General features: G+C 47.7%; 21 protein-coding genes. 16 read left to right on the top strand and 5 right to left on the bottom strand.

The window, feature by feature from the left end; genetic code table 11:
- Positions 1–323: 323 nt before the first annotated feature.
- From B3K91_RS01245 to B3K91_RS01230, 4 genes are all read right to left on the bottom strand, one after another.
- On the bottom strand, positions 324–1,154 hold the full coding sequence (locus tag B3K91_RS01245; RefSeq protein WP_099829380.1) for a carbohydrate ABC transporter permease: 831 nt from the start codon (positions 1,152–1,154) through the stop codon (positions 324–326).
- Positions 1,155–1,170: 16 nt separating this feature from the next.
- Positions 1,171–2,052, bottom strand: coding sequence for a carbohydrate ABC transporter permease (locus B3K91_RS01240; RefSeq protein WP_099829379.1), 882 nt, complete (start codon positions 2,050–2,052; stop codon positions 1,171–1,173).
- A gap of 65 nt (positions 2,053–2,117) precedes the next feature.
- A complete protein-coding gene (locus tag B3K91_RS01235; protein ID WP_292593863.1) occupies positions 2,118–3,413 on the bottom strand; it encodes an ABC transporter substrate-binding protein in 1,296 nt (431 codons plus the stop codon).
- 281 nt (positions 3,414–3,694) lie between these two features.
- The gene (locus B3K91_RS01230) at positions 3,695–4,825 is read right to left on the bottom strand and encodes an MFS transporter (RefSeq protein WP_292592266.1); all 1,131 of its coding nucleotides are present in this window, start codon (positions 4,823–4,825) and stop codon (positions 3,695–3,697) included.
- 72 nt (positions 4,826–4,897) lie between these two features.
- On the opposite strand from B3K91_RS01230, the gene B3K91_RS01225 reads away from it, so the two are divergent.
- Entirely contained in the window at positions 4,898–5,842 is a 945-nt protein-coding gene (locus B3K91_RS01225; protein ID WP_292592264.1) for a glycerophosphodiester phosphodiesterase family protein, read from the top strand.
- 108 nt (positions 5,843–5,950) lie between these two features.
- On the opposite strand, the gene B3K91_RS01220 is transcribed toward B3K91_RS01225, so the two are convergent.
- Positions 5,951–6,847: an ABC transporter ATP-binding protein gene (locus B3K91_RS01220; RefSeq protein WP_292593861.1), complete on the bottom strand. Its 897-nt coding sequence runs from the start codon at positions 6,845–6,847 to the stop codon at positions 5,951–5,953.
- Positions 6,848–6,979: 132 nt separating this feature from the next.
- Between B3K91_RS01220 and B3K91_RS01215 the strand changes: the two genes are divergently transcribed.
- The 15 genes from B3K91_RS01215 (at position 6,980) to surE (ending at position 23,729) form a co-directional block, all read left to right on the top strand.
- Entirely contained in the window at positions 6,980–8,179 is a 1,200-nt protein-coding gene (locus B3K91_RS01215; protein WP_349682096.1) for a YgeY family selenium metabolism-linked hydrolase, read from the top strand.
- 16 nt (positions 8,180–8,195) lie between these two features.
- Positions 8,196–9,185, top strand: a complete 990-nt coding sequence (locus B3K91_RS01210) for an ornithine carbamoyltransferase (protein ID WP_103134160.1) — start codon at positions 8,196–8,198, stop codon at positions 9,183–9,185.
- Positions 9,182–10,564, top strand: coding sequence for a dihydroorotase (locus B3K91_RS01205; RefSeq protein ID WP_292592258.1), 1,383 nt, complete (start codon positions 9,182–9,184; stop codon positions 10,562–10,564). The genes B3K91_RS01210 and B3K91_RS01205 overlap by 4 nt, the downstream gene beginning before the upstream one ends.
- Complete coding sequence (locus B3K91_RS01200; protein WP_214060459.1) at positions 10,555–11,853, top strand: amidohydrolase family protein; 1,299 nt, start codon at positions 10,555–10,557, stop codon at positions 11,851–11,853. The genes B3K91_RS01205 and B3K91_RS01200 overlap by 10 nt, the downstream gene beginning before the upstream one ends.
- A gap of 11 nt (positions 11,854–11,864) precedes the next feature.
- Positions 11,865–12,944, top strand: a complete 1,080-nt coding sequence (locus B3K91_RS01195) for a 4Fe-4S binding protein (RefSeq protein ID WP_292592255.1) — start codon at positions 11,865–11,867, stop codon at positions 12,942–12,944.
- On the top strand, positions 12,941–14,173 hold the full coding sequence (thrC, locus tag B3K91_RS01190) for a threonine synthase (RefSeq protein WP_292592253.1): 1,233 nt from the start codon (positions 12,941–12,943) through the stop codon (positions 14,171–14,173). Before B3K91_RS01195 ends, thrC begins: the two co-directional genes overlap by 4 nt.
- A complete protein-coding gene (locus B3K91_RS01185; protein WP_214078237.1) occupies positions 14,170–14,646 on the top strand; it encodes a (2Fe-2S)-binding protein in 477 nt (158 codons plus the stop codon). Before thrC ends, B3K91_RS01185 begins: the two co-directional genes overlap by 4 nt.
- Entirely contained in the window at positions 14,636–15,253 is a 618-nt protein-coding gene (locus tag B3K91_RS01180; RefSeq protein WP_214060091.1) for a nucleotidyltransferase family protein, read from the top strand. Before B3K91_RS01185 ends, B3K91_RS01180 begins: the two co-directional genes overlap by 11 nt.
- A 5-nt stretch (positions 15,254–15,258) precedes the next feature.
- Entirely contained in the window at positions 15,259–16,098 is an 840-nt protein-coding gene (locus B3K91_RS01175) for an FAD binding domain-containing protein (RefSeq protein ID WP_214060092.1), read from the top strand.
- Positions 16,088–16,924 (top strand): FAD binding domain-containing protein, encoded by an 837-nt coding sequence (locus tag B3K91_RS01170; RefSeq protein WP_099829366.1) that lies wholly within the window; start codon positions 16,088–16,090, stop codon positions 16,922–16,924. Before B3K91_RS01175 ends, B3K91_RS01170 begins: the two co-directional genes overlap by 11 nt.
- Positions 16,921–17,394 carry a (2Fe-2S)-binding protein gene (locus B3K91_RS01165; RefSeq protein ID WP_102819332.1) on the top strand — a complete coding sequence of 158 codons (474 nt, stop codon included), beginning with the start codon at positions 16,921–16,923 and terminating at the stop codon, positions 17,392–17,394. The genes B3K91_RS01170 and B3K91_RS01165 overlap by 4 nt, the downstream gene beginning before the upstream one ends.
- Positions 17,387–19,699 (top strand): xanthine dehydrogenase family protein molybdopterin-binding subunit, encoded by a 2,313-nt coding sequence (locus B3K91_RS01160; protein WP_292592250.1) that lies wholly within the window; start codon positions 17,387–17,389, stop codon positions 19,697–19,699. Before B3K91_RS01165 ends, B3K91_RS01160 begins: the two co-directional genes overlap by 8 nt.
- Position 19,700: 1 nt before the next feature.
- Positions 19,701–20,804 (top strand): sugar ABC transporter substrate-binding protein, encoded by a 1,104-nt coding sequence (locus tag B3K91_RS01155; protein ID WP_214060106.1) that lies wholly within the window; start codon positions 19,701–19,703, stop codon positions 20,802–20,804.
- Positions 20,805–20,809: 5 nt separating this feature from the next.
- Positions 20,810–22,843 (top strand): ABC transporter permease subunit, encoded by a 2,034-nt coding sequence (locus B3K91_RS01150; protein ID WP_214060105.1) that lies wholly within the window; start codon positions 20,810–20,812, stop codon positions 22,841–22,843.
- A gap of 67 nt (positions 22,844–22,910) precedes the next feature.
- Positions 22,911–23,729, top strand: coding sequence for a 5'/3'-nucleotidase SurE (gene surE / locus B3K91_RS01145; RefSeq protein ID WP_214060104.1), 819 nt, complete (start codon positions 22,911–22,913; stop codon positions 23,727–23,729).
- Positions 23,730–23,733 lie beyond the last annotated feature (4 nt).

Below are 23,733 nucleotides of genomic sequence, written 5' to 3'. Positions count from 1 at the left end.
TAAGATCAGGATCATCAGGAGCGAACCACAGTGTTTCCGCAAGAGCCAGTATATGAGTGCCGTTGACCTCCCTAACTTATGGGTAATGAAGAGATAGTAGGGGTGACAGTAATCGTCGTGGTCTCCGGACACGAAATCAAATCGACTGAAATAGTGAGACACAATCACGGCAGAGGAAAATTGGCAGAGACAATCATCGCCTCCTTAATAGAGAACCAATCTGTCGAGGTCTGTAATCTCGGGCGCCACTTACAGCAGCAAGGTTATTTTGAAAACCATAGAGAATGCCACAACATAAACAGATAGAAGACTTATCTGACGGTCTACTTCTCTTCTTTCAGACTGAACCCTTCCATGATAGTTCTCTGGAAAAGCAGCAGCATGATCAACGGAGGAATCATGGCGATTATGGCTCCGGCCATAATGATATTCCATTCGGCCGCTTGAGCTTCACTTGCAAGAAGCATCTTTATTCCTATCTGTACAACACGCATGTTATTGCTGTTGGTAACTATCATAGGCCACAGGTACTCGTTCCACATATATGTGAATTCAATCAGAAACAGCGCCCCGACATTAGTCTTTGAAAGCGGGATCAACACATTGAACAGAAATCTCATGGGTCCGGCTCCATCGATCCTTGCAGCGTCGGAAAGCGAAGGTGGAACAGTCATGAATAGCTGTCTGAAAAGCAGAGTTCCAGTCGCGCTGGCAAAAAACGGTATCGTGAGAGCTCTATATGAATTAATCCAGCCAAAAGTTCTCATCAGCTCATAAGTCGGTACAATTCTTATCGGTAGCGGAAGCATGTGAGTAATCAGAATTATCGCAAAGAAGAAATACTTTCCTTTGAAGTTCCCAAAATACGTGAAAGCAAAGGCAGCGAGCATCGAAAGAAATATCTTTGCAAATGCCACGGTAATCGAAATGAATGCGCTGTTGAAGATCAATCTTCCCATGTTAACGGTCTTCCAGGCCGTCGAATAGTTATCGAATGCGTGAATGCTTGGGATGAACTTAGGAGGGAATGAGTAGGCTTCCTTCTCGTTGAATGTGCTCATAGTGAAGGCATAGTAAATCGGAAACATTATTGCTATGAGCGCGATTGTCAGAAAAAGATAGCTCAGAAAGATCGATGATTTTCTCTGCTTCATCTAGTTCACCCCACGATCATCCATAGAAGACCTTTTGCTCGGCAAATCTGAACTGAAGAACAGTCAAGATGGCTACAAAAACGAAAAGCACTATTGATTGAGCGGATGCAAAGCCCGTATCAAGGTTTATGAATCCGTCTCTGTAAAGTTTGTATACAAGGACTTGCGTGGCATCTCCCGGCCCGCCCTTTGTCATTATGTCGATCAGTCCGAAGACCTGAAAGAAGGCGTACAGCATGTTCATTATCAGCAGGAAGAAAGTGGTCGGCGACAACAGCGGAATTGTGATCTTAAAGAATCTCCGAACGCTAGATGCGCCATCTATAGCAGAAGCCTCAATCAATTCTTGAGGAATCGTTTGGAGTCCTGACAAGAAGAAAATTATATTATAACCAAGCATTTTCCACGAAGCTGCAATGATTACTGCAACGAGGGCAACTTTCCCATCCATCATCCAGTTAACATTAGCTCCAAAGATCGCCTTCAGCAAGAATGTAATCGGGCCGCTCGAAGGGCTGAACATCAGTGCCCAAATCGTTCCTGCTATTGCCGGTGAAATCGCATAAGTCCAGATGAAAAGAGTTCGATATACTTGCAGCCCCTTCAGCTTCTGATTCAGAAGTACCGAAAGCAGCATTCCCAAAGTCAGACCGATCACTACGACGAAAACCGCAAAGATTAGCGTTATAACAAGGCTGTTGATGTAATCTGAAGATTTGAATAGCTTGGTGAAGTTGTACCATCCCACGAATATCAGTTTGTCGCCAAAAGGAGAGACCCTGAAAAAACTCAGGTACAGCGACTGAATAGTAGGAACAACCAAAAAGATGATGACCACGACCAATGAAGGCAGAAGTAGCAAGTATGGTAAGAGCTTGTTTGGAAAACGACTATGCATGCCTCATCACCGTCCGGAAAATACTAAAGATCCCCTGACATTTCTGTCAGGGGATCCAAAGAAAACTACTTGCCGTAGATCAATGTGTATTCTTCAAGTATCGTGTTCGACTTTTTTGCCGCATCGTCGAGAATTCTCTTCGCTTCTGCTTCGAAATTCGTTCCGGTGTACTGTATAGCCTTTTCAATAGCCCCATCAACGACATCTCTGATGGCGACGAAATTGCCGAGTCTCACTCCCTGGGCCTCGGGAATTCTCGTTCCCGAAAGTATCTGAAGGAAGGCGGTAAGGTGATTTGGATTTTCGGCAAACCAACCTTCGTCCATGAGTTTCTTGACTGCACTATTGGTGGTTGGGAAGTAACCCGTCGACTTATGCCACTCGGCAGTAACTTCAGTCTTCATAAGGTACTGGAAGAATTTCCAGATCGCCTCATATTCTTCGTCTGTATGACCCTTCATTACCCATAGCGTTGCACCGCCAATGACGGAATTTCCCTTCGGATAACCTGGCATAACCGGCAGGAAGGTTGTTCCCATCTCGAAATCGGCTTTCGACTCAATTGAGCTGACAGAAGATGTAGACTGAATCAACATTGCAACCTGCTTGGTAAGGAATGCCTGGTTTGCGTCATACTCTCTGCCGCCGTAAAGGAAGACTTTCGCCTGAGCCCATTTTATCCACTCCGCCAGGACCTTGACACCGAAGTCTCCGTTGAAGAAAACCTCCGTTGCCTTGCCCACTCTACCATTCTCATTGTTCGAGTAGAACTGGCCATGTACCGAGTGCATCTGCTCGAAGACCCATGCCGGCCAGCCAAAAGAGATTCCTCCCTGTGCCGCCCCTGATTCGACTATCTTCTTTCCCATCTCGTATAGTTCATCGAAGGTCGACGGCGGTTTGTTCGGATCGAGGCCAGCGGCTCTGAAAATGTCTTTGTTGTAGTATAGGATGGCACTTGACGAGTTGAAAGGCATTGAGTAAAGCTTGTCTCCAACTGTGTAATAGTCAAGAATTGGGCCGATCACGTCTCCCCAGTCGAAATCGGGACCCGCCAGCTCAAAAACCGGCTTGATCGCATTGCTGTCAAGCATAGTTTGAAGTCCAACCTCGTAAACCTGTACAACATGAGGTGCATCTCCTGCTCGATACGAAGCGATCGCCTTGGTTAGGGTCTCTGCGTATGAACCGGTGAACTGTGCTATTACTTCGATGTCAGGATTCTCCAAATTGAATCCTTCGATGATAGCATCGACCGCACCCAATCTGCTGCCACTCATTGCATGCCAGAAGTTGATAGTGGTCTTTCCGAAAGCAAAGATTGACAAGCACAGAAGAACCAGTACAAGAAGCTTTTTCATAAAGAACCCTCCCTTTTCAGAAATTGAAAACAGCAGAATACCAAACTAATTATAACACCAAGAGTTACCCCGCAAGAAGCTCGCTAAGAAGCTAGCAGAGTTGAATATCACACGTAAGACCCAGCATACCGCTTCGTTCTCGTTATTTGAAAAGAAAGAACCGCTCACAAACCCTTCCGAAAAACTGATCCACAATTCATCCCGGAGGTTATTTGAGACTCACATCAAGCAATGAAACATTATTTCGAGAGATACATCTCAGTTCTTGGATCCGGTGGGTTTCATCTGGAATTCGATCGCGATCTTAGAATCGCGAAGTAAACGCCCGTCATTAAGATTGCAGATAGAAGCCCGACAAATCCGAAGAGTCTGAATGCAAAGAAGACTGAGAATTTATCGATAATTATTCCTCCTCCGATTGACCCCACGATGAAAGTCAATCCCGACCTCACAATCCAGAAGACACTCTGAGCAGCAATCATCCGCCTACCCGAAAGACCGTAATGGATGAAGTGAAAAAGGGAGTAATACATTAGAATATACGTCAACCCGTGTAAAGACTCCACCAAATAGAGCGCATATACGTTTGTCGCAAAGGAGACAAGAATCATCCTGACTCCAATTACCGCCATGCCGAATAGCAGGATCTTCATACTGCCGATTTTCTCGATTATCCTGTCGGCAACCAACAAGAAAGGAATCTCTGAAAGAGCGGTAATTGCAAAGACAACCCCCACGACCGACGGATCCATACCGTTCTGTCTTGTGAAGACCGCAATGAAAGAATTATGGAAGGAGTTCAAAGTAATTCCGAAAAACATTCCGACAGTCATCAAAGAAAACTGAAGAAGAGAACCTGCACTGGCAGGGTTTTCCGGGGCTTCAGTTCTCGATTCACCGGGTCTTCTCTTGAGGAACATCGGTGAGAAGGCCAGAACAATGGAGGTGGCTGCAAATAACCAGAAGAAACTGATCCCGACGAGACTGCTTAACAAGAGAGAAGTAACTGCAAACCCTATCGTGCCAAAAAGCCTCACACGATCAAAACGACCTCCAGTAGTCTTAAGAATCGTCATAATAATCGAATCACCCAGTGGAACAACTGCCGAAAAAAAGAGAGAGAAGAGAATCATGAAGAGTAAGGATGTCAAGAAATCGCTGGTGGCAAAAATGGGCCAGATACATACGGCTGAAGAAAGAGATACGATATAATAGATTTTGTTCTGACCAAGTCTAGAGCTGATTTTAAACCACAAGGGGCTGGAAACTAGCGAGACGACAGGCAGTACCGCCATCAGTATTCCGATTTCGGTTGGTGAATAACCGGAGATGTCGAAATATTGACTAAGCAGATTCTTAGTCGCCAAGCTCGCATATATTAGAGCTTCAAAGAATAGTATATTAAGATTCAACGCAATCTCCCCCCACGCAACTAGTGGAAATTATACAACTTGCAATTCAAAAAGACTGAATGGAGTGTGACTATGAGACTTATCTTGAAATCAATGGCCATTATCGTCATTCTTCTTATTTCAACGGCACTTTCCGCGACCGCAGAGTTCGATGTACAGGGGCACCGCGGCTGCAGAGGTCTCATGCCCGAGAATACGATCGCCGCCTTCGGGTACGCACTAGAATTGGGCGTTGACACTATTGAACTTGACACTGTAATCACCAGTGACGGCGTTGTCGTCATTAACCATGAGCCGTATCTGAATACACAGCGAACGAGAAAGGACGGGGAATTCATAAAGGATCGGTTATTGATAAAAGACCTTACTTTCGAAGAGCTTAGAAAGTACGACATAGGAAGAACTGTCAATCCTGAAGATTGGCCCGAACAACTTCAAATGGATGGACAGGCTATACTCTCTCTCGAAGAGGTTCTTGACCTGGTCCGGCAACACAATGAGAAGTCTGCAAAGGAAGTGAGAGTTAACATAGAGATCAAGCACTTTCCTGAGAGACCTCAGGATACCGTCGATCTTAGAGAACACGTTAGAAAAGTTCTTGAAGTTGTTTCCAGATTCGGCTTCGAAGAACTGTCAACGATACAGTCTTTCAACTGGGAAGCTATCAAGATTTCTAGGGAGTTGGAACCATCCGTTGAAACGGTCGCCCTAATTTCAAGCACAAATCTCGATAAAACGATATGGACTGCCGGTCTGAGATTGAGGAACTTCGGATTCGACATAGGGAAGATGCTTGCCAGTATCGGCTGCAGTGTCATCTCTCCTAACTACACACTCATGACCGAGGGATGGATAGAGAGCGCTCACAGATACGGACTGAAGATCATCCCCTGGACCGTAAACGAGGTCCTGGAGATGGAGAGACTGATAGACCTTGGAGTAGATGGAATCATTACGGATTATCCCGACAGACTAATAGAACTTCTCTCGAGCAGACAGAAAAGCCTTTCTCATTAGAGAAAGGCCTCTCATAAGAACGTTTTACACATCACCAAGTAGATTATACCGCAACCAGAAGGTTTTTCGTCGCAATTTCAGCCAATAGAGATGGTAAAACACACTTGATTATAGACTGAAAGACCTGGTGATGCTTATGAAAACCGAATCAAGGTCTTTGCACTCCAGTGGAAGCAGTACTGTGACATTCTCCCCTCTGAGCTTTCCACTGCAGAGTATGCGTCTCGAATCAAAAGGACCGCAGTGTTCTGGTGAGAATTCCTCCCCTTCTTCGTCCAGTTGAACATCCTGGGGTCTGAAGGACGCATCACCCACCCTGTTGACTCCCATCGAAGAAAAGAGCTCCATCACAAAATGCGAAGTCGGATCTTCGTATATCTCTGTTGGCGGGCCATGCTGAACTATTGCTCCATCATACATGACGTACACTCTATCCGCAACTGCCATCGCATCTTCGGGATCGTTCAATACTATGAGCACAGACTCTCCAAGAGCAATCAGCAGCCTCTTGATCATCAGTCTCAGCTCGGTTCTGATCTTCTTGTCGAGTCTCTCGAACGGTTCATCAAGCATGATGATGTTGAATTTCTTTACCGTCTCTCTTGCGAATGCCGTCAACTTCTTCATTCCGGCCGGCAACTCTTTCGGCCAACGATCAAGGTAGTCAGAAAGGCCATCGAGTTCATCGGCTCTTCTACTTACCTTTTCGTTTGCCTCCTTGTCCTTCATTACTGTGAGAGGAAAGGCAATGTTGTCATGGGTATCCATGTGGGGAAACAAGGCATTGTCCTGAAAGACAAAAGCAAGGCCCCTGAGATGGGGCTCAAGGAAAGTAACGTCCTGCCCGTTGATCTCGACAGTACCCGAGAGCGTTTCGTGTAGCCCCGCAATAGATCTTAACAGGAGAGTCTTTCCACAGCCTGATGGTCCAATCAAACCTACGATTTCGCCCTTTTCAATTGATAGATCGACAGGCCCGAGGTCGAACTTNNTGAATACTTGCACTGACTTGATCGCCTTCCGTTGAGAACCGGAACGAGTCGAGCTATACTATTACCAAAGCCTCTGTCGGTTCTCTTGTTACTTTTTTTTGCAATGTATAAGAAGTTATAATAAAGAAAATACTCGTGTATAGGAGTGACAAACGTGTCAAGACATCTACTTACCAAGGCTGAATCACACCGTGAGGAACTTGCCGCTTTTCTAAGCGATCTCGTAAGCATCAAGAGCTTTTCTGCCGGTGAAAAGGAGGTTGTCCAGAGAATTCGCGAAGAGATGGACAAGGTGGGCTTCGACGAAGTCATAGTCGATGGTCTGGGAAACATCATGGGTAGAATCGGATCGGGCAAGAAAGTGATTGCCATGGACGCACATATCGATACCGTAGAAGTGGGAAATGAAAAGCTCTGGAAGGTAGATCCTTTCGGAGGAGTTGTTAGAGATGGCATAATCTACGGGAGAGGTGCTTCCGATCAAAAAGCTGGAATGGCTGCAATGGTCTACGGGGCAAAGATAATGAAAGAAGAGGGACTGCTGGGAGATTTCACTCTCTACGTTACAGGAACTGTGATGGAAGAGGATTGCGATGGCCTCTGCTGGAGGTACATAGTTCAGGAAGACGGCATTAGGCCTGACTTCGTGGTCATTACCGAACCGACGAATCTAAATATCTACAGGGGGCACAGGGGAAGAATGGAGCTTCAAATAAAAACCTCGGGGCTTTCCTGTCACGCGAGCGCACCCGAACGGGGAGTCAATGCTATCTACAAGATGGGCCGTATCATACAGGAGATAGAGAGGCTCAATGAGAGGATAAAGGATGACGCTTTCCTAGGGAAGGGGACGATAGCCGTTACTCAGATATTCTTCAAATCTCCCTCCCAAAACGCAGTGGCCGACGAATGCACCATCCAGCTAGACAGGAGGTTGACGGCGGGAGAGACAAAAGAGACGGTAGTAAAAGAACTGGAAGAGGCCATTCAAATGGCCGGAGAAGAGGCAGAAATCGTCGAGCTCTTCTATGAAAGGCCTTCCTATACGGGAACTGTGTATCCCGTCGAGAAGTACTTCCCAACATGGGTAATGGACGAGAAAAGTGAGATTGTCAAGAAGACTGTTGGCGCTTACAGAGAGGTATTCGGTGAAGAACCCTTCGTAGATAAATGGACATTCTCGACAAATGGAATAGCAACAGCAGGTGTCTTTTCGATACCGACGATCGGATTCGGGCCCGCTAACGAGATCTACGCGCACAGTCCCGATGATCAGTGCCCCGTCGACCATCTGGTTAAGGCAGCGGCTATGTACGCTCTTCTTCCTTTAAGGCTTTCACAATAGATTAGGAGGTAATAGGATGAGTAGCATTTTGAGAGGCAGAGACTTCATCACCACACAGGACTTTGACAGAACGGAGATTGATCTGATGCTCGATCTATCTTCCGATCTGAAAAGGAGATTTGCAACGAGCGAACCGACCCCTTTGCTTCCTTATCAAACGGTGTTCTTGATGTTCTTCGATCAATCAACTAGAACACGCAACTCGATGGAAGCGGGAATAACACAGCTGGGCGGACACGCTCACTATCTGGATCCTTCGACGATGCAGACTGCGCACGGAGAGGTTCCTAGAGATACCGCGATGATTCTTTCGAGATACGGCCACGCAATCGCTGTAAGGCACTGCAAGTTCAAGGCGGGAAATCCTTATCTGAGATCTCTTGCCGAACACGCGGATGTCCCAATTCTGAATCTGCAGGATGATGTCTATCATCCTATGCAGGTTATGGCCGATATGATGACGATTAGAGAGAGATTTGGAACGAATCTCAACGGCCTGAAGGTCGCGATAACATGGGCTTATGCCGAAAGCCATCTCAAGCCTCTTTCCGTTCCACAGTCCCAGATTCTTCTCTTCACGAGATACGGTATGGACGTTAAGCTGGCCTATCCGAAGGGCTTCGATTTGATGCCCGACATAGTTGATCAGGCAAAGCAAAACGCCGAGAACAGCGGGGCCAAGTTCGATATACTTCACGACATGGATGAGGCATTCAAAGATGCAGATATTGTGATTCCGAAGTCATGGGGTGGCTTCTACGTCTCAGAAGATCCTCAGGAAATCATGGAAGAAGTGAGAAAGAATAAAGACTGGATTTGCACCCCTGAGAGAATGAAGCTTGCAAACAGGAGAGCGGTCTACATGCATGCTCTTCCCGCGGATAGGGGCAGAGAGGTCGTCGACGAGGTAATAGACGGTCCTCAGTCAATCGTTATAGACGAGGCGGAGAACAGACTTCACACAGCTAAGGCTATAATGGCGCTTACTATGGGCGGAAGACCGTGAGTTTCGACCTCGCCCTGGAAAACGGTACGATTTGCGCAGGAAACAGTGTCTTTCCTGCCAATCTCTATGTTTCAGGCGAGGAAATCGCGGCGATATCTGCAACCCGGAGCAGTTTCCCGGCACGCGAGATCCTTGACTGCTCCGGATTGTTTCTCTTGCCGGGATTCATCGATCCTCACGTACACCTTTCGTTGAATCTGGGAAGATATACGTCCGTTGACGACTTCGATTCGGGATCTGCTCTTGCAATCAGCGGGGGAGTAACCACGCTGATAGATTTTCTCGATCCCGTTTCCAGTCTTTTAGACTTTGAGAAAGCAAAGAAGAGTCGAATGCAGACGGCAGCAGACAGCAGGATAGATTACGCTTTCCACGTAACGCTTGCAGGAAGTCCTGGATTTTCCGCCGAAGAGATAGCCAGAGCTGCAATAGCCGAGAAGATGCCTTCTATAAAAATCTTCACGACATATAGTTCTTCCGATCGCAGAACAAGCGACGGAATGATCCTCAACCTGCTCTCGCTCTCAAGTAAGCTTGGGTTCGTTCTGCTGGCCCATGCGGAAAACGATGAAATGATAACTGAGACCGTTTCCGGTTTCGTAAGTCCTACTTTCAAAGATCTCTCGGATCTGAGACCGACTATTAGCGAGATGACCGAAGTAGTCAAGCTCGCCTTGATGTCTATGGACAAACAGGGCCAGCTGTACATCGTACATCTTTCCAGCGGCGAAACCGCAAAGACTCTCGGCTTGATCAATGTCAACTGGAAAGACTCTACAAGACTTGAAACCTGTCCTCAGTACCTACTGCTGGACAATAGCCCGCTACTCGGCGAGCAAGGTTATCTTAATACTTACTGCCCACCTCCAAGGAGCGCACAGGAGCGACTGCTTCTTGTCTCTTCGTTGAGAGAGGGGGAGATCTCATCGATGGGCACGGATCACTGTCCATTCCTTAGGCAAGAGAAACTCGAGAATCGAGATGACTATTTGTCGATGCCGAACGGCTCTGGATCGCTAGGCCTATCCTTTTCCACCGCAAACACTTTGCTTGAAGGCGACCTCACAAGAGTCTCTTCTCTGCTTTCAACAAACGCGGCCAAGACATTCGGATTGTTTCCAAAGAGAGGGCTGCTGGCTCCCGGATCTATCGCAGATATCGCCGTTGTCGATAAGGATGCAGAGATTACCGTCTCAAGATCGCCTTTCACAAGATCCGACCACTCTCTTTTCGATGGCATGAAGCTAAAGGGAAGGGTGGAAGCGGTAGTTCAAAGAGGCAGAGTCGCCTACAAAGACGGTGAAGTTCTGCTTCCCAGGGCTTCGGGACGCTTCATCGAACGCGAATCAATTCGTTGGGAGGATGCTTCATGCAAATAAATGGAGTTTCTATTTTCACAAATGATGGAGAATTCATAGAAAAGGGATACGTGAGGGTAGAGAACGGGGAGATTGTGAAGGTCTCTTCAGGCGAAAGCAGCTATGATGGCGAGAATCTGCACTTAGACGGAAAGCTCTTGATGCCTTCGCTGGTAAATGCCCATACGCATATTTACTCAACTTTCTCTCGCGGATTGGGGGTCTCTCCCTTCAATCCATCCTCGTTCACAAAACTGCTGGAAGAGTTGTGGTGGAGACTGGATAAAGCCCTTACTCTTGAAGATCTTGAGATCTCGGCTTATGTGGCTTCAATCGAGTCGCTTAAGGCAGGCGTTACATCTCTCTTCGACCACAACTCTTCGCCAAACGCGATAGATGGTTCTCTGAAGAGAATCGCCGCTTCCGTCAACGATGTCGGTTTGAGGTACTGTGGAGCTTATGAGGTCTCGGACAGAGACGGATTGGAAAAACGCGACAGGGGAATAAGAGAGAATCTCGAGTTCAGCAGGGAGTCGACGCAGTACAAGAAAGGGGTTTTCGGTTTCCACGCTTCCTTCACTCTCTCAAAAGAGACACTGTCGCTGGCTTCAAAAGAGATAGCTGGTAAGCTTCCCATACACGTTCATGTTGCAGAGGGCCCCGAGGACCAGGAGCACACGATTGGCGTATATGACCAGAGAGTACTGGAGCGCTTCCATAGAGCCGGGCTCATGACAGAGAACTCAATCTACGCCCACTGCATTCACACTACACCATCTGAGAGGGGCCTGATAAAGAACACAAAGGGCTACATCGTGGTAAATTGCCAGTCGAATATCAACAATGGTGTTGGATTTCCTGAATGGAAACGCTTTAGAGAAGAGGGAGCTGCAGTGCTGGTAGGAAACGATGGTTACGGATTCAATCTCAGCAACGATGTAAGGTTCATGATTCTCGGTCCTCACTACATCCAACGCGATCCGAAAGCCAGCTATTCAGGAGATCTAAACCCTTCTCTCTTTGGAGCGAACTACGAACTTGCAACCAGAACGTTTGGAGCAAACATTGGAACGATTCGCGAGGGAAGCTCCGCAGATCTGATCGTACTCAACTACCGAAGTCCGACCGAAATCACGGCAGAGAATTTCGTGGATCATTTCTTCTTTGGAATCTGCGACAACATTTCGGTAAGCGATGTGTTCGTCGGTGGCGAGAGGGTCCTAGCGCAAGGAGTACCGACAAAAGTCGACGAAGAGATTATTTATAGAGAGGCAAGAAGGTTGTACAAAGCATTTGAGAAGAGATTCTAGGAGGTGCTTTCGTGAATCTTTCGACAGAAGTGGCGGGTATTTCCCTTAAGAATCCATTGATGCCTGCCTCCGGTCCTCTTACAGGGGATCATAGGAAGATGCTCGCACTGGAAGCCATGGGAGTCGGAGCTATGGTTACGAAGACGATATCTACAGTAGCAGCTAAGGTCCCGAGACCTTGCATAGTAGCGGATAAGGACTTCGTAATCAATACTGAGCTTTGGAGCGAGTTCCCTCCTGACATGTGGTTTGAGGAGTTTCTACCGCAATACAAGAAATCATCAAGTCTTCCTCTGATAGTCAGTCTAGGTTACTCACCTGAAGATCTTCGAAAGCTGGTCCCGTTATTCTCAAGGTTTGCAGATGCTTTCGAGCTGTCTACTCATTACGTCGCCGATGACCCTTCGCTTATGAAGGAGTTGGTCTCTGCCGTTAAGGAAGGCACGGACAAGCCGGTCTTTCTGAAGTTCGACCCATCTGTGCCTGATCCGGCTGAAATGGCAAAGGCCGTCCAGGACTCCGGTGGCGACGGAATCGTTGCAATAAACTCGCTTGGACCGGTCTATCCGCTGGACAGGAGGGTGAATCGTTCGTTTTTGGGAAGCAGTGATGGGTTTGGCTGGATAAGCGGTCCCGTAATCAAGAAGCTTTCCCTCTCATCAGTAAGGAGAATACGCGAGGGCTGTTCTCTGCCGATTATAGGTGTCGGTGGCATTCAAAGCGCAGATGATGTAATTGACTTTCTCTCTTGCGGCGCATCCGCGGTGCAGATGCTTTCTGGAGCTCTGATAAAAGGCAAAGACCTCTTCAAAAGGATAGTAGACACTCTTCCGTTGGCTCTCGAGAAGAGAGGGTTCGATAGTGTAATAGATGCGATCGACTCTGCTGAAATACAGAAAGAGTCCTTTGAGGTGAGAAATCCGCTTATCGATCACGAGAAATGTACCAGATGTGGATTGTGTGTTGCGGTTTGCCCTTACTTTGCACTGAGGTTGGATGACAAAGTGGAAGTGGATCCGTCTGAGTGTTTCGGTTGCGGGCTTTGCGAATCTCGCTGTCCCGTTAGCGCCATCGGGGGTGTACTGGTTTGAGCAAATATCTTCTGAAGTGCATCACTTGTGGTAAGGAATTCGCAAAAGACGAAGTAGACTACTACTGCCCCGATTGCGATGATCGTAAGGGGACCCTCGAAGTCGTTTACGATTTTGCGCTTGTGAGGAAGGAATTTGAGTTCAGTTTGACTTCTCTTCAAAAGAGGGGAATCTGGGCCTTTGACTTCCTTCTGCCGTTTGAAGGGAAAATCGATTTCCCTGAGCTGCTTGTTGGCAATACACCGCTCTACAAGAGTCCTTCTCTTTCGAGGAAATACGGAATTCGGGAAGTCTTGATAAAAGACGACGGAAGAAACCCGACAGCATCTTTCAAAGACAGGGCAAGCGCCATTGCTGTAGCAAAGGCAATGGAAAAGGGGTTCGACACCATCTTCTGTGCCTCGACGGGAAATGCAGCCAGTTCTCTATCGGGACTTTCGGCCGTATCTGGCTTGAAGAGCGTTATCTTCGTGCCTTCAACCGCCCCTGTGGCGAAAATCACACAACTGCAGGTGTATGGTTCAAAGATTCTTGCGATAGAAGCAAGTTATGACAGAGTATTCGATCTCTCTATGGAGATAGGGATGTCTATGGGTTGGTATTGTAGAAACAGCGCGATCAATCCCTATCTACTGGAAGGGAAGAAAACCTGCGCGTTGGAACTCGCTTTCGAGATGGAGGACGATCTCCCTGATTTCATATTCGTTTCGGCCGGCGACGGGACTGTTCTCTCAAGTTTCTACAAGGGCTTTGAGGATATGAAGGAGTTGGGTCTCATCGAGAAAGTTCCGAAGATAGCCGGAATCCAGGCCGAAGGCTCTGCTGCGATCAAGAAGACCTATGAAGCGGGCTTCCCTTTCGAACCGATCGATCTTGAAGCAACCACAGTAGCCGACAGCATATGTGTTGGAAAACCAAGAGACGTCATAAAGGCCTGTCACTACACAGAAGCGCATGACGGTCTCCTTCTCTCGGTTTCGGACAACGAAATCCTTAAGAGTATAATAGAACTTGCGAGGGAAACCGGAGTGTTCGCCGAACCGGCCGGTGCAACTGCATTTGCGGGCTTCAAGAAGGCTAGGAAGCTTGGACTCGTAGGTGAAAAGGACCGAGTAGTGATAGTTGTCACCGGCAACGGACTTAAGGACCTCAAGAACGTTTCTGCGGTTCTTCCCGAAGTACGGATTCTGCCGCCGGATAGAGATGCAATCGAGGAGGCACTGAAATGAAGATCAGCTTCATTCTAAACAATGAGAAGCATACACAGGAAGTAAGAGAAGATATGCGATTACTCGATTTTCTGCGTGATGAAATGGGGCTTACCGGAACAAAGGAAGGCTGCGGTGAGGGAGAGTGTGGAGCATGCACGGTCATTATTGATGGCAAAGCAGTCAACTCCTGCCTGGTTCTTGTTCCCGAAATCGACGGTTCTGAAGTGGTTACAATCGAAGGTCTTTCCAGGAGCGGCGAACTCGACCCGATTCAGCAGACTTTCATTGATGAAGGGGCCGTCCAATGTGGATTCTGTACGCCGGGGATGATAATGTCGGCGAAAGCCCTTCTGGACAGAAATTCAGCCCCAAGTGATGAAGAGATTATGGAAGCCATAGAGGGAAATCTCTGCAGATGCACTGGTTACTACAAAATTATCCAAGCAATCCGCAAAGCGACAGAGAGCCTCGCTAAGACAGATGAAAAGTGATTCCATAGTACTGCTACTTCTGGCTGCGGGAGAGTCGAGACGCTTTGGCAGTGAGAAGCTTCTTGCGGACTTCGCAGGCAAGCCGATTCTGCAGTGGTCGCTGGACAGTTTTGGAACCATCGACGCAATGGGCAAGATTCTTGTGGTCAATCCTGATTTTGAACCGGAGATGTTTGAGATCGGATCGTTCCAGACGGTGATAAACGAGAACTACAAAGATGGGATTTCAACCAGCATCGTCAGGGGACTCAGAGAGTGCCCCGACAGCTGCGAAGGAATCGTTCTGGCCCTTGCAGACATGCCATTGATTACCAAAGAGGATGTGGAACGCCTGGTAGGTTCGGTAACCACTGAAGACGAGATGGTCTCCTACGTCTTTGAGGGAAAGAAAGGCTTTCCGACATATATTTCTAGAAAGGTCTTTTCCCGACTATCCAGAATAACCGGCGATAGAGGTGCCTATCAACTGGTGAAAAGCGGGCTCGCCAAGATGCGCGAGATCGAAGGCCGAAGTCACAATGTCTTCGATATTGATATTCCGGAGAGTATGAATTGTACAGACCATGGTTTAGGTATTACTGATAGCAATGGAGGATTCCGGAGGTGAAAGAGATGTCATTCAGTGTCCTTATGCCGACAAGTGAAGAAGAACTCATGTCGATTCTCTCCAGAAGCGACTGCAATATTCTCGCAGGCGGAACCGACCTACTTGTAAAAATCAGGTTGAAACGCATAGCGCCAAAAAATGTCGTGAGCCTGAGACATTTGAGGAGTTTCGGCAAGATAGAAGATCTCGGCGACTCAATAAGGGTCGGATGCAAAGTAACGATGTCCGAGCTTTTGAGCAACGAGACAATTGGAGAAGATAGCAAAATATTGAAGATGGCTTTGAGAGAAGTAGGCAGCCCACAGATCCGAAACAGAGCAACTCTCGTAGGGAACGTTGTCAATGCATCTCCTGCAGGCGATTCAATCGTTGCTCTCTTGCTCTCAAACGCGACTTTGCAGATTGTGGGCCAGTACGGGGAGAGAATTCAGAGTCTAGCCGACTTCATCAAAGGTCCAGGAGTGACATCTCTTTCAAAAGGCGAGTTTGTAAGATCCATAACTTTCGAGAAAACCGGGGGGTTCTTTCCTCAGTTCTACAAAGTTGGTCAGCGAAGTTCTATGGCCATAGCAATAGCTTCGGTAGGCTCCTTGATATCTGAATCGGAAATCAGACTCGCATTCGGCTCCGTAGCTCCCATTGTAGTTGTTCCGAAAGAGGCGTGCGAATATTATTCGAGTGAAAGGAGCTCGTTCGATGAATCGAAATTCGTCGAACTGGCCATGAAGCGCGTCTCTCCCATAGATGATGTTCGAGCAAGTCACTGGTACAGAACTACCGTTATCAGAAATCTAGTTTTCAGAACCCTAAAAGTCTGGAGAAAGAGGGGATATAATGCTGTCTAACGTGAATGAGTACTTCAGACCGGAAACCGTCGAGGAGGCATTTGAACTCATGCAACGCGACAGAGATCATTCGATATTTCTTTCCGGAGGTACGATTGTAGCTCTTATGGAGTCTTCAAGAATCGAGAAGATCATCGATCTGAAATCTCTAAGGCTTGACACGGTATCGATCACCGAAGATGAAATAGTAGTCGGCGCCTCAACGACAGTCGAGTCTTTCAGAAAGGACCCACTGATAAGAAGGGAATTCGGAGATTTCTTTTACGACGCCTTCTCTTTAGTAGGCTCATGGCAGATTAGAAATATGGCGACTATCGGCGGCTCAATCGCCCCAAAACTTGGATGGTCGGACGTAAGCACCTGTCTTCTCGCTGCTGGCTCAAGTCTCATGATCTACGGGGTCGATGGTTACCAGCGAATGCTGATCTCTGATTACTTCTCGCTACCGGCAGGTGAAAAACCTCTGATCACTCACGCGATTCTTAAGAAAGACGGCTGGTTCACGGCCTTCGAGAAGTTCTCGAAGACTACTTTCGATATTGCGACGGTCAATGTAGGCCTTTCGATCAGACCGGAGCACGGGAGAATAAGAGCGGCCAGAGTTGTTTGCGGATCTAGACCGCAGTATCCGGCAAGGTTTGAAAGTGTCGAAGCGGCAATGGTGGATCTAGAGATAAACGATGTGATGCCTTCAATAGTAAGAAGTCTCGTTTATGAGAGCTTTATTGGGGGCTCGAATATGACCGCCTCCTTCGAGTACAGAAAGCACCTTGCTTCAGTGCTGGCCCAGAGAGCTGCTGAAAAACTGAAGGGGATGATTTTATGAGAATTGCCTTTACTGTGAACGGAAGACTTCATGAACTCGATATTGACCCCGGTGAGTATCTGCTTGAAGTACTAAGGAGGATAGGCTATAAGAGCGTCAGAAGAAGCTGCAATTCTGCAAGTTGCGGAACTTGTACCGTTCTCCTGAATGGAAAGCCGATACTTTCATGTTCAACTTTTGCGGTTTCTATTGATGGTCAGAACATTGAGACCGTCGAAGGCATGGCCGATGGAGACAAGTTGCACCCAATCCAGGAGGCCATTCTCGAAGAGGGCGGAGCTCAGTGCGGATACTGTATCCCCGGGGTAGTAATGACGGGAGAAGCTCTGCTAAGAGAAAACCCGGATCCTTCCGACGAAGAGATAAGGCTCGCGCTCAACGGGAACATCTGTAGATGCACGGGATATGAGCCTCAGAATCGAGCCATAAAAAAGGCGGCCCAAGTGATGCGAGGTGAAATCGATGAATGATTCCTTCGTGACGATCGGAAAATCAATGAAGAAAGTAGACGGTCTCGCAATAGTGAGGGGAAAGCCGGCATATACACCAGACTATGATATGCCGGATGCTCTAGTTGTCAAACTTCTCAGGTCTCCTCATGCCCACGCAATTATTAGGAGTATCGACAGCTCTCAGGCTTTGAGCATACCGGGTGTAGTCGGCATCTTCACCTACCAAGATGTGGAGAGAGTTCCTTATACCAGAGCAGGTCAGGGATACCCAGAACCCTCTCCTTACGATACTTATCTCTTGGACAGAAAGGTTAGGTACGTTGGCGACCCTGTGGCAGTCGTAGCAGCAACTACCGAAAAAGCGGCTCTCAAGGCACTAAGAAAGATCAAGGTCGAATACGAGACCCTGGATGCGGTTTTTGATATGAAGGAAGCCTCAAAAGAGGGCTCTCCGATAATTCATGATGAAAGCGACTGCTCGGGTGTCTACGACAACTCCAGAAATATCGCCGCTCACTTCGTGATGGATATCGGAGACGTTGAGAAGACCCTCGAAGAATGCGAATTCGTTATCAGAAGAACATATCATGTGGACACTCAGCTCCATGCTGCACTGGAACCACACAACGCTCTCACTTATCTTGATCCTGTCGGAAGACTAGTAGTTATCTCGTCCACTCAAGTGCCTTTTCACTGCCGAAGAATTCTCTCTCGAATACTGAAGAAGCCAATTGCAGAAATCAGAGTCATAAAGCCGCGAATCGGCGGAGGATTTGGAGGTAAGCAATCGGTTATCGCAGAGCCTTACGCCGCTCTCGTTACTCTCAAGACCGGTAAACCCGCAAGAATTGCTTATACAAGAGAGGAAGTCTCGATGGCAACGAATATTCGCCACGAGATGAGCTACGATGTTATCGTCGGAGCAGCTGGAGATGGAAAGATCAAGGCCATTTCACTTCACGGAATCTCAAATACGGGGGCCTATGGAGAACACTGCCTTACAACTTTCATGGTCTCGGGATCAAAAACGTTGCCTCTGTACAACAAGGTCGACGCTGTACACTTCGGCGGAGACATAGTTTATACGAACCTCCCTCCTGCAGGAGCTTATAGAGGTTATGGAGCGCCTCAAGGGCTCTTTCCTCTCGACTGTGCTATCGATGAACTTGCCTATGAGATGAAGATGGATCCGCTGAAGCTCAAAGAGATGAACTCCATAAGAGAGGGCGAAACCTCTCCAATATTTGAAATCATGGGTGAGGGAAGGGAAGGCGTCCCTCAAATAATGAGGAGTTGCAAGCTTCAGGAGTGCATCGATCTTGGAAGAAAGGCAATTGGCTGGGACAGTAAGTGGGGAAAGAAGAAGAGAAATGGAAACAAGGTTCTCGGGGTTGGCTGTGCTCTTGCAATGCAGGGTTCGGGTATCCCGAAAATCGATATGGGCGCTGCCACAATCAAGATGAATGAAGACGGCTCATTCAATCTACTTGTGGGAGCTACGGACCTCGGCACTGGAAGCGACACAATCCTTGCTCAGATTGCCGCCGAGGTTCTAACGGTGCCTCTGGAGAAGATCATCGTCTATTCATCAGACACGGATCTGACTCCCTTTGACGTTGGCGCTTACGCGTCAAGTACAACTTATGTCTCCGGAAATGCCGTTAGGCTTGCTGCCGAGAAGGTAAAAGAAAAGGTCCTTGATCTTGCGGCCGAGTATCTGGAAAAGGATCGATCGGAACTTACGCTTGAATCCGGAGTGATCCGCGGGAAAGACGGTTCTTCCGTATCGCTATCGGAACTCTGTACGATGCATATGTACACCTTCAATCAGCAGCAGATTTCCGAGTCGGCCTCCTATGTTGGTGAAGAGTCCCCGCCACCGTTCGCCGCAAGCTTCGCTGAAGTTGAGATTGACACAGATACCGGAAAAATCACACTGGTCAACTTCGTTTCATATGCCGACTGCGGTCTCGCACTGAATCCAGTACAGGCAATGGGTCAACTTGAAGGCGGTTCGATGCAAGGCATCGGCTGGGCGCTGTACGAAGACATCATCTACGGCAAGGACGGAAGAATGTTGACTAATGATTTCTTCACCTACAAGGTTCCCTCAAGAATGGACTACGGGAAGCTTACATGCGGTCTCGTCGATAGTTACGAGCCGACGGGTCCGTTTGGAGCAAAGAGCATAGGAGAAATAGGTATCGACACACCGATTCCAGCAATCTCCAATGCAATCTTTGATGCTGCGGGCATCCGACTGAGACACGCGCCATTCAAGAGCGAAAGAGTTCTTTTCGAGATACTGAATATGGAGGTGTGAAATGAAAAAAACGGCAACATTCTTATTTGTGATACTGCTCTGCTCGTTTACATTTGGAATCACCTTCTGGGTGAGCTGGGAAGGAGAGGATTTCTACAGGGCAGCGGCCAGTAGATTTTCAGAAAAGACGGGTATTCCGGTGGAGATTGTCTACTTCCCGAAGATCGAGGAGAAACTCAATGTGAGCTTGAAGACAGGCGACTTGCCTGATGCTGTGATGATAAAGGATACTTATGTCGGCGACGTGGCAGCCTCGAAAAGGAATCTGCCTATCCCGGAATCTGTGCTGAGAGACTACCCCGAGAGATATCTGAGTGCCTTCACCTGGAACGGTGAAGTCAGCGCTGTTCCCTACTATGCAGACAGTCAAGTCGCCTTCATCAATCTGGATGCCTTTGAAGAAGCAGGCTTGAATCTCGAAGACGACTTCGACTTCGTACAGTTCGAGATAATAAAGGAGAAGCTCACAGGGATAGTCGACTATCCTATTGCATTCGATTTCACGTCACCCTACATAATGTTTCCCTATGTCTCGGCACTTCTGAGCGGAGAGGAGAGGGCTGCTCTGAAGATCGGAAGTCCCGAGAGCAAGGAGACTGTATCGATCGTGAAGAGCTATTTCGATTCAGGTGTGATCTCCAGACTTGAAAGGGCAGCCATGAATGGGCTTTTCAGACAGGGAAAGATTGGCGTGATGCTTCAAGGCAGCTATATGGCGGAGAAGTTCAGAGAGAAGGGCCCTAGATTCGCAATGCTTCCCTTTCCCAATCTACAGGGGATAGAGGTAAGAGGAGTTATCGATTCAAAAGGTTTTGCTCTCTTCAACAGCGATACTTATGAACAGTGCATGAGCTTCATAGCCTTCCTTGGGGAGCAGAGCGAAGAGTTCTTCATACAATGCGACAAGTACCCGCTTTTTGGGTCAGGCTGGCTTCCAGAGCTTGGAGAAATCGTCAATAAAGGAGAATTCATGCCAAATATTCCAGGATATCAGACACTGTTGTTTGAGGCTCTGGAACCCGCTTTACAGGCAATATTCAGTGGAGCTATGACCGTCGATCAGGCCTTAACGGGCGCACAATCCTACATTGACTCTGTCCGGTAGTTAGTATGTCGGTCGTGATACCGATCTTCTTTACCCTTGGACTGCTTCCTCTTATAGTGAGAAGGAAGTGGTCTATGGGTTTGTCTATTACCTTCATTCTAGCAATCGTGACTATCGCTCCTACGGTTTGGGCTCTGTATGTCTCATTGACTGAATTTGGCATCTTTCAGACGGAACCTGTCTTTTCCGGTCTGAAAAACTACGAGATTGTGCTAAGAGATTCCGGTTTCAAACTCTCGCTGAAACTGACGGCCCTCTGGTCGACACTGAAATCGGCAATTGAGGTCTCAATCTCCTTCTTAATCGCGCTCAGGTTGAGAAAAGCTACCAGGTACAGCAAGTCTGCTCTTCTGCTCTTGGGTATAGGCTGGTTTATACCATCATTCATAACGGTGTCCGGATGGAGGGTCTTTGTTCAGGGATACGGAGGGTACTCTTTGTTGAATACCCTTCTTGGCACAAGTATTGACGTGACTCTCAACCCCCTTCACGCATTTCTTTCTTCCCTACTTGTAAGCGTCTGGCTTTCGATACCTCTCTCGACCATGATAATTCTCGGGATGCTAGGGAGAGTTTCAAAGGAACTGGATGATGTAATGAAAATAGACGGTGCGGGAGATCTCACAACCGCCTCTATTCTGTTTGGAGAGATAAGATATCTATTGATTCCGTACTTCTTGTTTCAACTTGCCAGATCGATGAAGGAGTTCACATCTGTCTTTCTTATGACCGGAAACGGTCCGTTGCTGCCTGAGGGATTCACTCCGCATACCTTGACCGGTTCAACTTCATTTCTCGGAATCGTTCTCTTCAGGAAATTCAATACGGCAAAGGATTACGGACTTCTCTCCGCTTACGCGGTATTCGTAGGAGTATTCGCACTCATATGGATCCTGGGCGCGCTCTTTTCTCGAGGAGAAGTGCCGAAGAGACACAGGCGGGTTCTCTATCTCAGCAGCGCGGCACACATTCTTCTGGGGCTTTTCGCAGGCTGGAACTGGCTCGTTTTTCCCGTTGTTGCCGGATATTCGATACTCCCGCTAATAATACCCCGCTTCAGGAAGCCGTTCAGACGGCTAGTGGGAGTTCTGTTGATATACGAAGTCGTCATATTCATTCTGAGCGTTGCTCAAAATGGTATCAGTGGCGTCATTCCGGCCACCCTTCTAAGCGTGCCTATGATCCTTCTGTCTATAAGATACAGATTTCCTCACTTCGATTTTTCCATTCCCGGATGGCTTAAGAGAGCGCTTCTTATTGTCTGTCTGGTTCCCACCGCAGTGATAGTGATCTACATACTCTTTCTCTCCTTCGCTTCCGATTCGGACATTGTGCCTTCAATCTCCGAACTGACACTGGCAAACTACGGCAAAGTGATCTCCGACGGACTCCCGGGCAACATATTCAATACTCTGAAGATCGCTTTTTGGGCCTTTGTGATCGTTCTTCTGGCTGGAGTTCCCTTTTCCTATCTCTTCTCTTTGAAGAGAAACATATTTGTGAGGATTGTAGCTTCAGTGATTCTCTTCGGAAGCCTCTACAACGGAATGCATACGTTACTCCCTATGTACTTTGTATTCGACAAGTTGGCCCTCGTGAACAGCTTGTTCGGAGTTGGGATGGTTGTATGTATTCAGGCAATGCCGCTAACTATTTTGCTGCTGGGCGGCTTTTTTTCTTCTGTCCCGAGAGAGCTCCGGGAAGTCTCTCTCCTCGAGGGATTATCGGAAACCGGCTACTTATTGAGAGTTCTTATTCCTCTTTCAATGCCCATAATCGGCGGACTACTCATGTACACTCTAGTCTCAGCATTCAATTCCTTCTCCATGCCGCTAATCCTTCTAAACAGTCAGGAACTCATGCCTTTCTCTCTCAAGATCTACAGTTACGTGGGTGAAGTAAGGAGCTTCTACACCTCCTGGAATTTATTCGGAGCGGCCTCGGTAATCGGGGTTATTCCTCTCCTTCTTTTCTTCAGAAGCTCACTGAAGCTCATTTACAGCTCGAATCTACGTGATCAGGGAATAGAATATGACTGAGCTTCACTCGCGGCTTTCAGGAAAGAATCCTTCATTTACGATACAATATAGATGGTGGTGAATTCTTTTGAAAATACTTTTGACTAACGATGATGGAATCCAGGCGACTGGAATAAGGTCACTCGCGAAGAGACTCTCAAGGTCTCACGAAGTGATAATAGTTGCCCCCGAAAGCAACCGGAGCGGCGTAAGTCACTCAATTACATGGTTGACGCCGGTACGGATAAGAGAGAGGGAAACAATAGAGAACGTCTCCTCCTTCTGCACGAGCGGAACTCCAGCAGACTGTGTGGTTGCTGCTGCAACGATCAGCGGCATTGACAGGTTTGATCTTGTGCTAAGCGGCATAAACCATGGCCAGAATCTTGGGGTTGACATCAGGTACTCGGGAACATTATCTGCAGCACTGGAAGCCAGGGTACATGGGATACCTGCCATGGCAATCTCCGTGGTTAGCGAGGAGAATCCAGATTTTCTGGCAGCTGTGGACTTCTCTGAAAGTTTCGTAAGAGAGTATGACTGGAAGAAGCTTCCGAAGCATACCGTTCTTAACGTTAACGTGCCTGCGATACCTAGAGACAAGATCCGGGGAATCAGTTGCACAAGACCTGGTGGTCTCATAAAGAGACGCTGGTTTGAGAAAAAAGTAAATGAATGGGGTGAGGAGGAGTTCTGGATGCGAAAGGAGATCCTCCACGATTCTCACGATGAAGACCTTGACTTTGTAAATGTCGACAAAGGGTTCATCTCGGTAAGCCCCATCGATTTCTTTGGCTCCTGTGACGAAGCCTTCAGATCTTCTCTATGTGACGACCTGAGGATCTTCGAAGAACACTGGTTTGCAAAAGACAACGAGAAGCTCTCAGTTGCTTCTTGCAGAGAATGAGCCT

This window comes from Mesotoga sp. UBA5847 (genome assembly GCF_002432735.1).
Lineage (GTDB): Bacteria > Thermotogota > Thermotogae > Petrotogales > Kosmotogaceae > Mesotoga.
The sequence above is the reverse complement of the archived record's forward strand: the minus strand, read 5'-3'. Positions and strand labels throughout refer to the sequence as shown.

Excerpts from the sequence above, each read along its gene's own strand:
- B3K91_RS01245 (WP_099829380.1), bottom strand. The coding sequence starts at position 1,154 with ATGAAGCAGAGAAAATCATCGATCTTTCTGAGCTATCTTTTTCTGACA.
- B3K91_RS01240 (WP_099829379.1), bottom strand. The coding sequence starts at position 2,052 with ATGCATAGTCGTTTTCCAAACAAGCTCTTACCATACTTGCTACTTCTG.
- B3K91_RS01235 (WP_292593863.1), bottom strand. The coding sequence starts at position 3,413 with ATGAAAAAGCTTCTTGTACTGGTTCTTCTGTGCTTGTCAATCTTTGCT.
- B3K91_RS01225 (WP_292592264.1), top strand. The coding sequence starts at position 4,898 with ATGAGACTTATCTTGAAATCAATGGCCATTATCGTCATTCTTCTTATT.
- B3K91_RS01210 (WP_103134160.1), top strand. The coding sequence starts at position 8,196 with ATGAGTAGCATTTTGAGAGGCAGAGACTTCATCACCACACAGGACTTT.
- B3K91_RS01200 (WP_214060459.1), top strand. The coding sequence starts at position 10,555 with ATGCAAATAAATGGAGTTTCTATTTTCACAAATGATGGAGAATTCATA.
- B3K91_RS01185 (WP_214078237.1), top strand. The coding sequence starts at position 14,170 with ATGAAGATCAGCTTCATTCTAAACAATGAGAAGCATACACAGGAAGTA.
- B3K91_RS01180 (WP_214060091.1), top strand. The coding sequence starts at position 14,636 with ATGAAAAGTGATTCCATAGTACTGCTACTTCTGGCTGCGGGAGAGTCG.
- B3K91_RS01175 (WP_214060092.1), top strand. The coding sequence starts at position 15,259 with ATGTCATTCAGTGTCCTTATGCCGACAAGTGAAGAAGAACTCATGTCG.
- B3K91_RS01170 (WP_099829366.1), top strand. The coding sequence starts at position 16,088 with ATGCTGTCTAACGTGAATGAGTACTTCAGACCGGAAACCGTCGAGGAG.
- B3K91_RS01165 (WP_102819332.1), top strand. The coding sequence starts at position 16,921 with ATGAGAATTGCCTTTACTGTGAACGGAAGACTTCATGAACTCGATATT.
- B3K91_RS01160 (WP_292592250.1), top strand. The coding sequence starts at position 17,387 with ATGAATGATTCCTTCGTGACGATCGGAAAATCAATGAAGAAAGTAGAC.
- B3K91_RS01155 (WP_214060106.1), top strand. The coding sequence starts at position 19,701 with ATGAAAAAAACGGCAACATTCTTATTTGTGATACTGCTCTGCTCGTTT.
- B3K91_RS01150 (WP_214060105.1), top strand. The coding sequence starts at position 20,810 with ATGTCGGTCGTGATACCGATCTTCTTTACCCTTGGACTGCTTCCTCTT.